This window comes from Streptomyces sp. NPDC014882, from assembly GCF_043081325.1.
Taxonomy (GTDB): Bacteria; Actinomycetota; Actinomycetes; order Streptomycetales; family Streptomycetaceae; genus Streptomyces.
The window spans coordinates 14,748-29,491 of record NZ_JBIBWL010000002.1; the positions used below are offsets into that span (position 1 = coordinate 14,748).

Here is a 14,744-nt window from a genome sequence, read left to right on the forward strand (position 1 = left end):
TGACGGCACGGCGGTCGCACCGTCAGCCGCAGCAGTCGGGATCCAGTCCCGTCGGCAGGCGGTCGCCGCCGAACACCGCGCAGGTGGCCTCGTGTCCGCCCAGCGCGGCGACCGCGAGCAGCAGCGACCCGGCGGTCCACGTCGTCAGCTCCCGCGGCCACAGGGCCGCGTCCTCGAAGACGTACCCCGTCCAGTACAGCCCGGACTCCGGGTCGCGCAGCCGCTGGATCCACTGGAGGATCTCCAGCGCCCGGTCGGACTCGCCCACCGCCCAGAGCGCCAGGGCGAGTTCGGCCGACTCCCCGCCGGTCACCCACGGGTTGGGCACGACGCAGCGCACGCCGAGCCCCGGCACGACGAACCGGTCCCACATCTCCTCGATGCGGGCCTTGGCCTCCACGCCGGTGAGCGCGCCGCCGAGGACCGGGTAGTACCAGTCCATGGAGTAGCGGGCCTTGTCCAGGAACCGCTCCGGGTGCCGGCGGATGGCGTGCCGGAGCGCACCCGCCGCCAACTCCCAGTCCGGCTGGGGTTCTTCGCGCTGCTCGGCGATGGCCAGGGCGCAGCGCAGCGCGTGGTGGACGGAGGAGGAGCCGGTCAGCAGCGCGTCCGCGGTGGGCGTGCCGTCGTCGTCGCGGCGCCAGCCGATCTGTCCGCCGCTCTGCTGGAGCCGCAGGACGTACTCGACGGCCGCGTGGACGACCGGCCACATGCGGTCCAGGAAGGTGTCGTCGCCGGTGGACAGGTAGTGGTGCCAGACGCCGACGGCGACGTAGGCGACGAAGTTCGTCTCGCGGCCCCGGTCGGTGACGTCGGCGAAGTCGCCGTCGGCGTAGGCGGCGTACCAGGAGCCGTCCTCGTTCTGGTGCCGGGCGAGCCACTCGTAGGCCCGCTCGGCGGCCTCGTGCTCGCCCGCCGCGTCCAGCGCCATCGCGGCCTCGGTGTGGTCCCACGGGTCGAGGTGGTGCCCGCGGAACCACGGGATCGCGCCGTCCTCCCGCTGTTCGGCCAGGATGCCGCGGACGGTCTCGACGGCCTGTTCGGCGGTGAGGACCCCGGGCAGGACGAGGTGTTCCGTCCGGGGAGTGGTCACTTGGCGTCCACCCGGGGCAGGTGGGGCTTGGTCGCGTAGGCCACGAAGCTCTTGCCGATCAGCGGGTTCAGCGCCTGTTCGGCGACCCGGGTCGCCAGCGGCTTCTTCATGATGTCCCAGACCAGCAGCTTGTGGTACGCGCGCACCGGCAGCGCCTTGTCGTTGTCGACGCCGAACGCGCACTTCAGCCACCAGTACGGCGAGTGCAGCGCGTGGGCGTGGTGGCTGCCGTACGGGCGCAGGCCCGCCTCGCGGATCTTGCCGAGCAGTTCGTCCGCCCGGTAGATGCGGATGTGGCCGCCCTCGACCTCGTGGTAGGCGTCGGACAGGGTCCAGCAGACCTTCTCGGGGCCGTAGCGCGGGACGGTGATCGCGATGCGGCCGCCCGGCTTGAGGACCCGCACCATCTCGGCGAGGACGCCCTTGTCGTCGGGGATGTGCTCCATCACCTCGGAGATGATGACGACGTCGAAGGACTCGTCGGGGAAGGGCAGCGCGAGGGCGTCGCCCTCCATCGCGGTGGCGGTGGCGCCCTCGGGGGCCTCGCCCGCCTCCTTCATCGCCGCGAACCACTTGGCGACCTCGCGGATCTCCTCGCCGTTCTGGTCCAGCGCCACGACCCGGGCGCCGCGCCGGTAGCACTCGAAGGCGTGGCGTCCCGCCCCGCAGCCGAGGTCCAGGACGCGGTCACCCGGGGCGAGCGGGAACCGGGAGAAGTCGACGGTCAGCACGTGGCCCTGCTTTCGCGATCGGATTCAACGTCAACACCGGGGACAGCGCCCGCGGAGAGGGGTGCGGAGGGGGACGCGGGGGTGCGGGGTGCCGGCCGCGCGCCGGACGGGCGGGACCGTCCGCCGCCGGCCCGCTCCACGGCCTCGCGGTACCGCTCGACGGTGCCCTCGGCGGCGCGCGCCCAGGTGAACCGCTCCAGCACCCGGCGTCGCCCGGCCGCGCCGAGCCGGGCCCGCAGCGCCGGGTCGCCGAGCAGCCGGGCCAGCGCGGCGGCCAGCGCTCCCGCGTCGCCCGGCGGTACGGCCAGGCAGGTCTCCCCGTCGGGCCCGGCGACCTCGGGGGTGGCGCCGCCGGTGGTGGCGACGAGCGGGGTGCCGGTCGCCATGGCCTCCGCGGCCGGCAGCGAGAAGCCCTCGTAGAGGGAGGGCACGCAGGCGACCTCCGCCGAGCGGACCAGGTCGACGAGTTCGGCGTCGGAGATGCCCTTGACGAACTCGATGGCGCCGTCGAGGCCGTAGCGCTCCACCGCGGCGGCGACGGGGCCCTCCTGCGGGCGCTTGCCGACGACGACGAGATGGGCGTCCGGCTGCTCGGTGCGGACCTTGGCCAGCGCCTCGACGAGGAAGACCAGTCCCTTGAGCGGCACGTCCGCGCTGGACGTCGTGACGATGCGGCCCGGCACGACGGGCACCGACGGGTCGGGCGCGAACAGGTCGGTGTCGGCGCCGATGTGGACGACGTGGATGCGGTCGTCGCGGACCCCGAGGTGGTCGACGATCTCCTGGCGGGAGGTCCCGGAGACGGTGAGCACGGACGGCAGGCGGCGGGCGACGCGCTTCTGCATGCGGGTGAAGGCGTACCAGCGGCGCACCGAGGCGCGCCGCTTCCAGCCCTCGGCGGCGTCCAGTTCCAACTGCCGGTCGACGGTGATGGGGTGGTGGATGGTGGTGACCAGGGGCGCGCCGACGTCGCCCAGCAGGCCGTAGCCGAGGGTCTGGTTGTCGTGCACGACGTCGAACTCGCCGCGGCGGGCCCGCAGATGGCGGCGGGCGCGCAGGGAGAAGGTCAGCGGTTCGGGGAAGCCGCCGGTCCACATCGTCGCCACTTCGAGGGCGTCGACCCAGTCGCGGTACTCGTCGCGCTCCGGGGTGCGGAAGGGATCGGGCTGGCGGTAGAGGTCCAGGCTGGGCAGCTCGGTGAGGGACAGCCGGCCGTCGTGGCCCTCGTCGAGGACCGGGTAGGGCTGGGAGCCGATGACCTCGACGCGGTGGCCGAGCCGGGCCAGTTCGCGGGAGAGGTGGCGCACGTAGACGCCCTGACCGCCGCAGAACGGGTTCCCCTTGTAGGTGAGGAGCGCGATGTCGAGCGGTCGCCCGCCGTCCGCGGCGAGGTCCTGGGACCCCGCCTGACTGGCCTCAGCGGTCACTCCGGGCCCCCTTCTGCCTGCACTGTCCCGCGAGACTACGACGGGACGCTAATCTAGAACAAGTTTCAGACTTGATCGTCCGGGAGGCTCCGAATCTACCGGCAGGTAAGGACGCTGTGACCCGTGGATCAGGTGATTCACGCCACGGCCCGGCGTCCCGTGTCCGCCGAGCGATCCCGAGCCCTCACCGACCGTCACGGAACGGGACCCCTCCCATGCCTGCGCAAGCCAAGACGGACAAGGCGGACGCCGGCGTCCGGCGCCCCTGTGCCGCTCCCCTCACCGAGCGGCAGGAGGCCCGCCGCCGCCGCATCCTGCACGCGAGCGCGCGGCTGGCGGGCCGGGGCGGGTTCGACGCGGTGCAGATGCGGGAGGTCGCCGAGTCCTCGCAGGTGGCCCTGGGCACGCTCTACCGCTACTTCCCCTCCAAGGTGCACCTGCTGGTCGCCACCATGCAGGACCAGTTGGAGCACCTGCACGGCACGCTGCGGAAGAGGCCCCCGGCGGGCGACACCCCGGCCGCCCGCGTCGTGGAGACCCTGATGCGCGCCTTCCGGTCCCTCCAGCGCGAGCCCCAGCTCGCCGACGCGATGGTGCGCGCCCTCACCTTCGCCGACCGCAGCGTCTCGCCCGAGGTCGACCAGGTCTCCCGCCAGACCACCGCGATCATCCTCGACGCGATGGACCTGGCGGACCCCACCCCCCGGCAGCTCTGCGCGGTCCGCGTCATCGAACACACCTGGCACTCGGCCCTCATCACCTGGCTCTCGGGCCGCGCCTCCATCGCCCAGGTCCGCGTCGACATCGAGACGGCCTGCCGCCTGATCGACGCGCCGGGGCCGGGGGCGGCCGAGTAGGGCGCGAGCGGGGGCCGCGCCGCTCCCGCCGCTTCGGCGGTCCCGGCGCCCCACCGGTCCCACCGTCCCGGCAGTATCGGCGCCCTCCCGGCCGCCGTCGGGCCGCGTCCGCCCGTGCCCGCAGGCGGCCCTCAAGGCCTTTCCTACGGCCGAGTACAGTGGCCCCGTCGTCATCACACCCGTACGGGGGAAAGCCGGTGCAATTCCGGCGCTGACCCGCAACCGTGAGCCGTGCAGACAGCAGACAGCACGGCCAGCCGGACTGCCCCGGACGGGACCGTGACCGGCTCACGTGCGTCGGCGCCGCCGCCGCACGGGCACCGTCGAGGTATGCGGAGCCGAGCCGCCGGGGTGTCCCGCGCTGCCCGGTTCCCTGACAGGGAGAGGCACCCGCCGATCATGAACATCCGCCGCAGCGCCGCCGTCCTGGCCGCCACCGCAGTGATCGGCGCCGCCACGCCCGCCGTGGCCGCGTCCCCGTCGCCGACCCCGTCCGTGGCGGTCCCGTCCGGTCTGTACGGCACCACCGACCCGACGTACGACGGTGTCTGGCGCCAGTCGCTCGCCCTGCTCGCCCAGGACACGGTCGGGGTGAAGCCGGCGGAGAAGGCCGTGGCCTGGCTCACCGGCCAGCAGTGCGCGAACGGCTCCTTCGCCGCGTTCCGCGCCGCCCCCGCCACGGCCTGCGACGCGAAGCTGATGGTCGACACCAACAGCACCGCCGCCGCCGTGCAGGCCCTCGCGGCCCTCGGCGGTCACGGGGCCGCGGCGGACAAGGCCGTCGGCTGGCTGAAGTCCGTGCAGAACGCGGACGGCGGCTGGGGGTACGCCCCCGGCGGCGCCAGCGACACCAACTCGACGGCCGTCGTCGTCGGCGCGCTGGCCGCGGCCGGGGAGAAGCCCGCCGAGGTCGTCAAGGGCGGGAAGTCGCCGTACGACGCCCTGGTCCGGCTCGCGCTGCCCTGTGCCGACGGTGGCGCCTTCGCCTACCAGCCCGACAAGCAGGGCAAGTTGGCGGCCAACGCGGACGCGACGGCCGCGGGCGTCCTCGGCGCGCTCGGCGAGGGCCTGGCGGCCGGTGCCGGGAAGAAGGCGGACGAGACCGCCTGCGCCGCCCCCGGCACCCCGCGGCAGGCCGCCGCCAACGGCGCCGCCTACCTGGCGAAGGCCGTGGCGAAGGACGGCTACCTGACCTCGGTGCTCCCCGGCGCCGAGAACCAGCCGGACTACGGCAACACCGCCGACGCCGTGGTCGCGCTCGCCGCGCAGGGCGGCGCCGGACAGGCGGCGAAGCCGCTGGCCTGGCTCCAGCGCAACGCCGCCGCCTGGGCGAAGCAGAGCGGCCCCGCCGCCTGGGCGCAGCTGGTCCTCGCCGCCCACGCGGCGGGCGCCGACCCGCGCGCCTTCGGCGGCACGGACCTGGTCGCCGCCCTGAACGCGACGGGCCCGGCCCCGCAGGCCGCCGGCTCCGCGCAGAAGGGCGACGCGGACGACGCGGACGAGGCCGACGAGGCGGGGCAGGACCCCGAGGACGGTTTCGGCGTCTGGTGGACCGTCGGCGTCTTCCTCGTCGCCGGCATCGGCATCGGCTTCCTGATCAGCGGCCGCAGGAAGCAGCAGCAGTGATACGCCGTCTCACCGCCCTGTTCGCCGCCGCGCTGTTCCTGGGTCTGGCCGCCACCGGCCCGGCCCAGGCCGCCGGTTACCGCTACTGGTCGTTCTGGGACCGCGACGGCGACCGCTGGGTCTACGCCACCGAGGGCCCCGCCACGGCCCGCCCCTCCGACGGCGCCGTGCAGGGCTTCCGCTTCGCGGTCGGCGAGGACTCGCAGGACGTGGCGCGGCCGCGCGGCACGGCCTCGTTCGCGTCGATCTGCGCGCGGACCCCGGAGCGGGACGGCACGAAGCGGGTCGCCCTGGTCCTCGACTTCGGCACCGCCGCGGACGCGCCGTCCGGCGAGCGGCCGCCCGCCGCCCGCACGGCCTGCGCCCGCGTCCCGGACGACGCGACCACGGCCGAGGCGCTCGCCGCCGTCGCGAAGCCCCTGCGCTACGACACGAACGCGCTGCTGTGCGCGATCACGGGCTACCCGCGGAAGGGCTGCGGGGAGCAGGTGACGACGGACCGGGGCGAGGACGAGAACGAGGCCGGGGCCGGGGCCGGGGCCGGGGCCGGACGGAAGGACACCCCTTCGGCGTCCTCGGCGTCGTCCACCGACGACGGCGGCCCGTCCGTGGGCGTCTACGCCGGCGGCGCGCTGATCGCCGCCCTGGCCGCGGCGGCGGTGTGGCAGGCCCGGCGGCGCCGGAATGACTGAGGGCTCCCGCCCCGCGGGCGACGGCGCCCCTCCCGTCGTGAGCGGCACCCGCCCCACGGGCGACGGCACCCGTCCCACGGGCGACGGCACTCGCACCGCCGACGGTGGCACCCGCCCCGCCGCCGGTGACACCCGCCCCGCCGCCGGCCGCGTCCGCCCCGCCGGGAACCGCGCCCGGCCGACGCCGGCGGGCGCGGGCGCGCCCCAGCTCCACCCCGGCGCCTGGTGGTTGTGGGCCCTCGGCCTCGGCACGGCCGCGACCCGCACCACCAACCCGCTCCTGCTGGCCCTCCTCCTGGCCACCTCCGCCTACGTCGTCCTCGCCTGCCGCCCCCACACCCCCTGGTCCCGGTCCTACTCCGCCTTCCTCCACCTCGCCCTCGCCGTCCTCGCCGTCCGCCTCTTCTTCGTCGTGGTCCTCGGCTCCCCCGTCCCCGGCACGCACGTGATCCTGACGCTCCCCGAAGTCCCGCTCCCCGACTGGGCGCAGGGCATCCGGCTGGGCGGCAGGGTCACCGCCGAGGGGGTCGTCTTCGCGCTGTACGACGGTCTGCGGCTGGCCACCCTCCTCGTCTGCGTGGGTGCCGCGAACGCCCTGGCGAGCCCCTCCCGCCTCCTGAAGGCCCTCCCCGGCGCCCTGTACGAGGCGGGGGTCGCCGTCGTCGTGGCGCTCACCTTCGCGCCGTACCTCATCGCCGACGTGCAGCGGCTGCGGGCCGCCCGCCGGCTGCGCGGCCGCCCGGACCGGGGCCTGCGCGGCCTGTTCCAGGTGGCGCTCCCGGTCCTGGAGGGCGCCCTGGAACGCTCCGTCGCCCTCGCCGCCGCCATGGACGCCCGCGGCTACGGCCGTACCGCCGACGTCCCGTCCCGCGTCCGCCGTACGACGGCCGCCCTCACCCTGGGCGGTCTGCTCGGCGTGTGCGCGGGGACGTACGGCCTGCTCACCGCGGCGGGCGGCACGTACGGGCTGCCGGTGCTCGTCGCCGGCGTCGCCGCCGCGCTCGCCGGTCTGCGGCTGGGCGGACGCCGCTCGCCGCGCACCCGCTACCGCCCGGACCGCTGGACACCGCGCGCCTGTCTGGTCGCCGGCTCCGGCGCCGCGGTCGCCGCGCTGCTCACGCTCGCCGCCTCCGCCGACCCGGCGGCCCTGCACCCCGGCGTGATCCCGCTCACGGCGCCCGCCCTCCCCCTGTGGCCCGCCGCGGCCGTGCTCGTCGGGCTGCTGCCCGCGCTGCTGCCCGCCCCGCCGTCCACCCCGCCGCCCGCCCCGCTCCCGAAGGAGCCGTCGCCGTGATCCGCTTCGAGAACGTCTCCGTGACGTACGACGGTTGTCCCGAAGCCACCGTGCGGGACGTCGACTTCGAGATCCCGGAAGGGGAACTGGTGCTGCTCGCCGGTCCGTCCGGGGTCGGCAAGTCGACGCTGCTCGGCACGGTCGGCGGTCTCGTCCCGCACTTCACGGGCGGCACCCTGCGCGGCCGGGTGACGGTCGCCGGCCGCGACACCCGCACCCACGAGCCGCGCGAACTCGCCGACGTGGTGGGGACGGTGGGCCAGGACCCGCTGTCCCACTTCGTCACGGACACCGTGGAGGAGGAACTCGCCTACGGCATGGAGTCGTTGGGCCTGCCTCCGGCGGTGATGCGGCGCCGCGTCGAGGAGACCCTCGACCTGCTCGGCCTGGCCGGACTGCGCGACCGTCCGATCGCCACGCTCTCCGGGGGCCAGCGGCAGCGCGTCGCGATCGGCTCGGTCCTCACCCCGCACCCCCGCGTCCTCGTCCTGGACGAGCCGACCTCCGCGCTCGACCCGGCCGCCGCCGAGGAGGTCCTCGCCGTCCTGCTCCGTCTGGTCCACGACCTCGGTACGACCGTCCTGCTCGCGGAACACCGGCTGGAACGCGTCCTGCAGTACGCCGACCGGGTCGCCCTGCTGCCCGCGCCCGGTGCGGCCCCGGTGCTGGGCACCCCGGCCGGGATCATGGCCGTGTCGCCGGTGTGCCCGCCCGTGGTGGAGCTGGGCCGGCTGGCGGGCTGGTCCCCGTTGCCGCTGACCGTCCGCGACGCCCGGCGCCGGGCGGGCGGTCTGCGGGAACGGCTGGCCGGCCGGGAGCCCGAGCCCGCCCCGCCCACGGCCGCCGAGCCGCCGTCACCGCCGCCGGCGCCGCCGCGCCGGGCGTTCTCCGGGTGGCGCCGGCGCCCCGCAGCCGCCCCCGACGCGTCCGCGCCCCCGGCGGAGGTCCGTTCCCTCTCCGTGCGCCGCGCCGGGGTGCAGGCGCTGCGCGACGTCGACCTCACGGTGTCCCCCGGCGAGACCGTCGCCCTCATGGGCCGCAACGGCGCCGGCAAGTCCACCCTGCTCAACACCCTCGTGGGCCTGGTCGAACCGTCTTCCGGCACGGTCCGGGCGGGCGGCGCGCTCCCCCACCGCACCGCGCCCCGCGACCTCGTCCGCCGGGTCGGCCTGGTCCCGCAGGAACCCCGCGACCTGCTGTACGCCGACACGGTCGCCGCCGAGTGCGCCGCCGCCGACCGGGACGCGCGGGCCGCCCCCGGCACCTGCCGCGCCCTCGTCCGCGACCTGCTGCCCGGCATCGCCGACGGCACCCACCCCCGCGACCTGTCCGAGGGCCAGCGTCTGACGCTGGCGCTGGCGGTCGTCCTGGCCGCGCGCCCGCCGCTGCTCCTGCTCGACGAGCCGACCCGCGGCCTGGACTACGCGGCGAAGACCCGCCTGGTCGGCCTCCTGCGCGGGCTGGCCGCAGCCGGGCACGCGATCGTGCTGGCCACGCACGACGTGGAGCTGGCGGCGGAGCTGGCCCACCGGGTCGTGCTGCTGGCGGAGGGCGAGGTGATCGCGGACGGTCCGACGGCCGAGGTGATCGTCTCCTCCCCGTCCTTCGCCCCGCAGGTGACGAAGATCCTGGCCCCGCAGGAGTGGCTGACCGTCGCCCAGGTGCGGGAGGCGTTGCGGTGACCGCGACCGGCCGGCCGACGCCGGCACCGGCCCCGGTCGGGCAGGCGCGGGCGGTCCGCCTCGGCCCTCGTTCGGTGGCCGCGCTCGGGCTCGTCGGCGCGGTCGGGGCGGTCGCCTTCGCCTGGCCGTTCCTGGCCCCGCCCGCCTCCGCGCTGAACGCGCACGCGCAGGACGCCCCCTGGCTGTTCGCGGGGCTGCTGGTCCTGCTGGTCGCGGTGGTGGCGGCGACGATCTCGGAGTCGGGGCTCGGCGCGAAGGCGGTCGCGATGCTCGGTGTGCTGGCGGCGACCGGCGCCGCCCTGCGCCCGATCGGGGCCGGTACGGCGGGCATCGAGCCGATGTTCTTCCTGATGGTGCTCAGCGGCCGGGTCCTCGGCCCCGGCTTCGGCTTCGTGCTGGGCTCGGTCACGATGTTCGCGTCCGCCCTGCTCACGGGCGGGGTGGGCCCGTGGATGCCGTTCCAGATGCTGTCGATGGGCTGGTTCACGATGGGCGCCGGCCTGCTGCCGGGCCCGGACCGGCTGCGCGGCCGGGGCGAGCTGGCGCTGCTCGCGGTCTACGGCTTCCTGGCCGCCTTCGCCTACGGCACGGCGATGAACATGGCGGGCTGGCCGTTCCTGGGCGAGCTGGCCTCGCGCATCGCCTTCGATCCGGACGCGGCCGTGGCGGAGAACCTGGCCCGTTTCCTCGCGTACTGCGCGGCCACCTCGCTGGGCTGGGACCTGGGCCGGGCCGTCGTGACCGTCGTGCTGACCCTGACGCTGGGCCCGGCCGTGCTCAGGGCGCTGCGCAGGGCCACCCGGCGCGCGGCCTTCGAGACCGCGGTCACATTCGAGGACCGCTGAGCCGCGCCGACGGGCCGACGGGCGGTGAAGCACCCCACATGACCCACATCACCTACGATCCGCCCTAGTGGTGCATTTCGGACGCCATGTCCATGCAGATTGCCGTCCTGACCTGCGCTTTGAGAGCCAGGTCACACGACCGACCTTTCCCCCACATGCGGCCACAACTAGTAAAAGGGGTCATTGCGGACCCCTGCCGAGCCTGTTTCTCTGGAGGACGTCGCACGGCGCCGACGAGCCCCCGGGCCCCCGGCGCCGACGCATGCAGCCCCCCGCCGCACATCACGCGGTGCGGCCGCGCACCGCGTGACTCCGCATGCACCACGACGCACCTGCCCCCGAAGGAAAAAGGTTCTCCGTGTCCGTCTCCGTCATCCGCCGCATCGCCTCCCCGAAGAAGGCCCTCACCGCCGCCGCCCTGGCCGCCGCGACCGCCGGCATGGCGCTGTCCGCGGCTCCCGCCCAGGCCGCGACCGTGACCTCCGCCTCCCAGGCCAAGGCGATCGCGCACCAGATGATCCCGGACGCCGCGCAGTTCGGCGCGTTCAGCAAGATCGTGCAGCACGAGAGCAACTGGGACGTCGACGCCACCAACTCCTCCTCCGGCGCCTACGGCCTGGTCCAGGCCCTGCCGGGCAACAAGATGGCCTCGGCCGGCTCCGACTGGAAGACCAACGCCAAGACCCAGATCAAGTGGGGTCTCGACTACATGAACTCCCGCTACGGCAGCCCCGCCGGCGCCTGGTCCTTCTGGCAGGCCAACGGCTGGTACTGAGCCGAGCCGACCCCGCACGCGTGAGGCGGCGGCCCCCCGATCCCCGGGGGCCGCCGCCTCACGCCTTTCCGGTGCGCCGGCACCCGGGGTCTCCCGGGGCGCCGGCGTCCGAGGCCACCGGGGCCCCGCCGCCAGGGCGATATCCTCGCTCCTTCGTTCGGGTCGGAGTCACCGCCCCGGCGCCCCGACCGTCGAAGGAACCGTTCGTGACCTCGATCCCGGCGCCCGGCCGCGACCGCCTGCCCTCGCTGACGGGGCTCCGTTTCTGGGCGGCGCTGCTGGTCGTCCTGTACCACCTGTCCCGGCAGGCGGGCACCGTGCCGGGACTCAGCGAGGCGGTCTGGTACGGCCGGAGCGGGGTGACGTTCTTCTTCGTGCTGTCGGGGGCCGTGCTGGCCTGGACGTACGACGGCGTGCGGGTGCCCGTCCGGATCTTCCTGTGGCGCCGGTTCGCCCGCGTCTGGCCGCTGCTCGCCTTCGGCGTGGCGGCGTCCGTCGCCGTGTACGCCCTGATGGACCGTGCCGTGTCGGCGAAGGCGGTCGTCGCGAACCTGCTGCTGGTGCACGCCTGGTTCCCCGAGCCGGTCGTCTTCAAGGGCGGCAACCCCGCGGCCTGGTCGCTCAGTGACGAGGCCTGGTTCTACCTGGTCTTCCCGGTGCTGATGGCCCTGCTGGCGGGCCGCGGGGCGAAGGTGTGGGCGTGGACCGCGGCCGGTGCCGTCGGCGCCGGCCTCGTCCTGTGGCCGGCGCTGTCGGGTCTGCCGCCGGTCACGCGCGCGTGGGCGCTCGACTACCTGCCGCTGACGCGTGGCCTCCAGTTCCTGCTGGGCGTGGTGGCGGGGCTCGCGCTGAAGCGCGGCTGGCGCCCGCCCGTGTCGCTGCCCGTGGCCGCCGCACTCGTGGTGGCCTGGCACCTCGCGCTGATCCCCTGGCACCACGCCGTGCCCGACGCCCTCTGGTACAGCCCGTACACGGCCTCCCAGTGGCTCTCGGCACCGGTCTTCGCCGCCCTCATCTGCGCCGCCGCCCGGGCCGACCTCGACGGGCGCCGCACCGGACTGGGCGGACCCTGGATGATCCGGCTCGGCCACTGGTCGTTCGCCTGGTACCTCCTCCACGAGATCGTCCTCCGCGCGGCCCTCTTCCACTGGGGCAGGCCCGCCCCCGGCGCCGCCACCCTCCTCTTCTGGGCCGGCGTCCTCCTGGTGAGCCAGGCCGCCGCGGGCGCCGCCTACCACGGGCTGGAGCACCCGGCCGAACGGTGGCTGCGGGGCCTCGCGGGCCGGCCCGCCGCACCGTCCGTCCGTCCGCCCGCCGGGGTGGGCGGGCGATAGTCCGCCCGGGCCCGGCGCCCGTTCAGGCGCGCGCCGTCCGTTCCCGCTCCGGTGCCGCCCGGCGGTCCTCCCCCGCGGGCGCCGCCCGCGCCGCCCCCGCCCGCGGCCCCTGCAGCAGGTACGCCAGCCCGAAGCCGGCGAGGACCACGACGGCACCGCCCGCCGCGTCGAGGATCCAGTGGTTGCCGGTGGCCACGATCGCGGAGACCGTGAAGAGGGGATGCAGGAGGCCCAGGGCCTTCATCCACCCCTTCGGGGCGACGAGCGCGATCACCGTGCCGCACCACAGGGACCAGCCGAAGTGCAGGGAGGGCATCGCCGCGTACTGGTTGGTCAGGGACGTCAGCGTGCCGTAGTCGGGCCGGGTGAAGTCCTGCGCGCCGTGGACGGTGTCGACGATGCCGAGGCCGGGCATCAGGCGCGGCGGGGCCAGCGGGTAGAGCCAGAAGCCGACGAGGGCGAGCAGGGTCGTGAGGCCGAGGGAGGAGCGGGCCCAGCGGTAGTCCACGGGGCGGCGCAGGTAGAGGACGGCCAGCACCGTCAGCGGGACCACGAAGTGGAACGACGTGTAGTAGAAGTCGAAGAAGTCGCGGAGCCGGCCGATCCCGACGACCGCGTGGTTGGCCCGGCGCTCGATGTCGAGGTGGAGGAAGCGCTCGATGTCGAGGATCTGCCGGCCGTGGGCCTCCGCCCGCCGGCGGCCGCCGGAGATCGTGCCGCCCGTCGCCGCCAGCCGGACCTGCTGGTACGCCGCGTAGGTGACGCGGATGAGCAGCAGTTCCAGGAGCAGGTTGGGGCGGGTGAGGACCCGGCCCGGGAAGGGCAGCAGCGGGACGTGCTTCCAGCGGGCCGGGACGGGGGCGGCGTACTGCGTCGGGACCGGGGCGCGGTGGTGGGGGGAGGTGCGGGGCAGGAAGGGCACGGCCGTCGCGGCGGCCAGCGCGGCCAGCAGGACGACGTTGTCCCGCAGGGGGTACAGGGCCGCCATGTCCGGCAGCATCATCTCCGCCGGGAGGGTCATGACCAGGACGACGGCGACCGGCCAGACGTGACGGTCCGAGGCCCGCCTGCCGACCCGGCCGACCACCGCCGGCAGGAGCCACAGGAGCTGGTGCTGCCAGGTCGTCGGGGACACCGCGATGGCGGCGCAGCCGGTGATCGACACCGCGAGCAGGAGCTGGCCGTCGCGTGCGTAGCGCACCGCCCGGCGGACGCCGAGGACGGCCACGGCCGCGCCCAGCGTCAGGAACAGCGCGATCTCCGGCGGACCGGACAGGCCGAGGCGCAGCAGGGCGCCGTGCAGGGACTGGTTGCCGAGGGCGTCCGCCTCGCCGCCGAGGCCCGCGCCGGCCATGTGGTGGACCCAGTAGGCGGCCGAGTCGTGCGGCATCGCCGCCCACGCGAGCAGGGTGCAGGCCAGGAACGCCGCGCCCGCGGTCGCGGCGGCCCGGCGCCGGCCGGTGAACCACAGCAGCGGGGCGAACAGCAGGACGGTCGGCTGGAGGGCGGCCGCCAGGCCGATCAGCGCGCCCCCCGCGTGCCGCCCCCGCACGACGAAGCAGCCGAGCAGGACGAGCAGGACGGGGATGATGCTGGTCTGACCGAGCCAGAGGGTGTTGCGGACGGGCAGGGACAGCATCAGCAGGCTGATCGCGACGGGTGCGGCCGGCAGCGGGGCGCGTCTGCTCACCGGCTGCGGCAGGGCCCGCGCGGCGACCAGGCCGAGCGCGACGACCAGCAGCAGGGTGCCGAAGGTCCAGCCCCAGCCGAGGGCCTGTTCGGCCGCCCGGGTCAGGGGCTTGAGGACGAGCCCCCCGAACGGGGTGCCGGTGAAGCGCGTCGAGTCGTAGAGCGAGCCGTTGACGTGCAGGACGCCCTCGGGCCCGACCCAGGTCTCCAGGTCCGTCAGCCGCTCTCCGCGCGGGGTCCCGAGGACGACGGCCACCTGCCGGACGGCGAGGAGGGCCGCGACCAGCCAGAGGCCGAGACGGGCCAGGCGCGGGCGTGCTCTCGCCGTGCCGGCCGCGCTCGCTCCGAGGGGTTCCGCCGACCGCCCGCCGTGCTCCGCATTCGCCACGCCTCGTAGGCCTCCCGCCCCGTAGGTCCCGCACGTTCCCTCGTGGGGTGCTTCACGAGCCCTCTTCGCCACCCGGGGAGGCCCGCGGCACCCCCGACGAAGACGCGGGCCGCCCCGCCTCCGCCTGACATTCGCTCCACTTTTGTCCGGAAGACGATAGTGCGGGGGGCGGGGGCCGTTTCCGCGGAGCGCGTGACGATCCGCCGGGCCGGACCGGGCGGCGAAGGCCGGCAGGCCGCTGACCGGCGGGTTCCCTCCGGTGTCGGCCGCGGGAGGGGGGCGCGGACGGAAACTCGGGTGCGGTGCGCGGT

At 75.5% G+C, this 14,744-nt stretch carries 12 protein-coding genes and 1 riboswitch; of the genes, 8 read left to right on the plus strand and 4 right to left on the minus strand.

The window, feature by feature from the left end; genetic code table 11:
- Positions 1-22: 22 nt before the first annotated feature.
- From ACF09K_RS04725 to ACF09K_RS04735, 3 genes are read right to left on the minus strand one after another with little or no spacing between them, the layout of a single operon-like run.
- On the minus strand, positions 23-1,093 hold the full coding sequence (locus ACF09K_RS04725) for a prenyltransferase/squalene oxidase repeat-containing protein (RefSeq protein ID WP_392241058.1): 1,071 nt from the start codon (positions 1,091-1,093) through the stop codon (positions 23-25).
- Positions 1,090-1,824, minus strand: a complete 735-nt coding sequence (locus ACF09K_RS04730) for a class I SAM-dependent methyltransferase (protein WP_392241059.1) — start codon at positions 1,822-1,824, stop codon at positions 1,090-1,092. Before ACF09K_RS04730 ends, ACF09K_RS04725 begins: the two co-directional genes overlap by 4 nt.
- Positions 1,818-3,251, minus strand: coding sequence for a glycosyltransferase family 4 protein (locus ACF09K_RS04735; RefSeq protein ID WP_392241060.1), 1,434 nt, complete (start codon positions 3,249-3,251; stop codon positions 1,818-1,820). The genes ACF09K_RS04730 and ACF09K_RS04735 overlap by 7 nt, the downstream gene beginning before the upstream one ends.
- Before the next feature lie 215 nt (positions 3,252-3,466).
- Here ACF09K_RS04735 and ACF09K_RS04740 point away from each other — a divergent pair, with 215 nt between their 5' ends.
- From ACF09K_RS04740 to ACF09K_RS04775, 8 genes are all read left to right on the plus strand, one after another.
- The gene (locus tag ACF09K_RS04740) at positions 3,467-4,108 is read left to right on the plus strand and encodes a TetR family transcriptional regulator (protein WP_392241061.1); all 642 of its coding nucleotides are present in this window, start codon (positions 3,467-3,469) and stop codon (positions 4,106-4,108) included.
- Between the two features lie 193 nt (positions 4,109-4,301).
- A riboswitch (cobalamin riboswitch) is annotated at positions 4,302-4,370 on the plus strand.
- Positions 4,371-4,507: 137 nt separating this feature from the next.
- Complete coding sequence (locus tag ACF09K_RS04745) at positions 4,508-5,734, plus strand: prenyltransferase/squalene oxidase repeat-containing protein (protein WP_392241062.1); 1,227 nt, start codon at positions 4,508-4,510, stop codon at positions 5,732-5,734.
- Positions 5,731-6,426, plus strand: coding sequence for an SCO2322 family protein (locus ACF09K_RS04750; RefSeq protein WP_392241063.1), 696 nt, complete (start codon positions 5,731-5,733; stop codon positions 6,424-6,426). Before ACF09K_RS04745 ends, ACF09K_RS04750 begins: the two co-directional genes overlap by 4 nt.
- Positions 6,427-6,463: 37 nt before the next feature.
- Positions 6,464-7,720, plus strand: coding sequence for an energy-coupling factor transporter transmembrane component T (locus ACF09K_RS04755; protein ID WP_392241064.1), 1,257 nt, complete (start codon positions 6,464-6,466; stop codon positions 7,718-7,720).
- Positions 7,717-9,402, plus strand: a complete 1,686-nt coding sequence (locus ACF09K_RS04760; protein ID WP_392241065.1) for an ABC transporter ATP-binding protein — start codon at positions 7,717-7,719, stop codon at positions 9,400-9,402. The genes ACF09K_RS04755 and ACF09K_RS04760 overlap by 4 nt, the downstream gene beginning before the upstream one ends.
- Positions 9,399-10,247: an ECF transporter S component gene (locus tag ACF09K_RS04765; RefSeq protein WP_392241066.1), complete on the plus strand. Its 849-nt coding sequence runs from the start codon at positions 9,399-9,401 to the stop codon at positions 10,245-10,247. Before ACF09K_RS04760 ends, ACF09K_RS04765 begins: the two co-directional genes overlap by 4 nt.
- A 358-nt stretch (positions 10,248-10,605) precedes the next feature.
- Positions 10,606-11,022 carry a transglycosylase SLT domain-containing protein gene (locus tag ACF09K_RS04770; RefSeq protein ID WP_392241067.1) on the plus strand — a complete coding sequence of 139 codons (417 nt, stop codon included), beginning with the start codon at positions 10,606-10,608 and terminating at the stop codon, positions 11,020-11,022.
- Positions 11,023-11,228: 206 nt separating this feature from the next.
- A complete protein-coding gene (locus ACF09K_RS04775) occupies positions 11,229-12,356 on the plus strand; it encodes an acyltransferase family protein (RefSeq protein WP_392241068.1) in 1,128 nt (375 codons plus the stop codon).
- 22 nt (positions 12,357-12,378) lie between these two features.
- On the opposite strand, the gene ACF09K_RS04780 is transcribed toward ACF09K_RS04775, so the two are convergent.
- Positions 12,379-14,433 carry a bifunctional glycosyltransferase 87/phosphatase PAP2 family protein gene (locus ACF09K_RS04780; RefSeq protein ID WP_392241069.1) on the minus strand — a complete coding sequence of 685 codons (2,055 nt, stop codon included), beginning with the start codon at positions 14,431-14,433 and terminating at the stop codon, positions 12,379-12,381.
- Between the last annotated feature and the right edge of the window lie 311 nt (positions 14,434-14,744).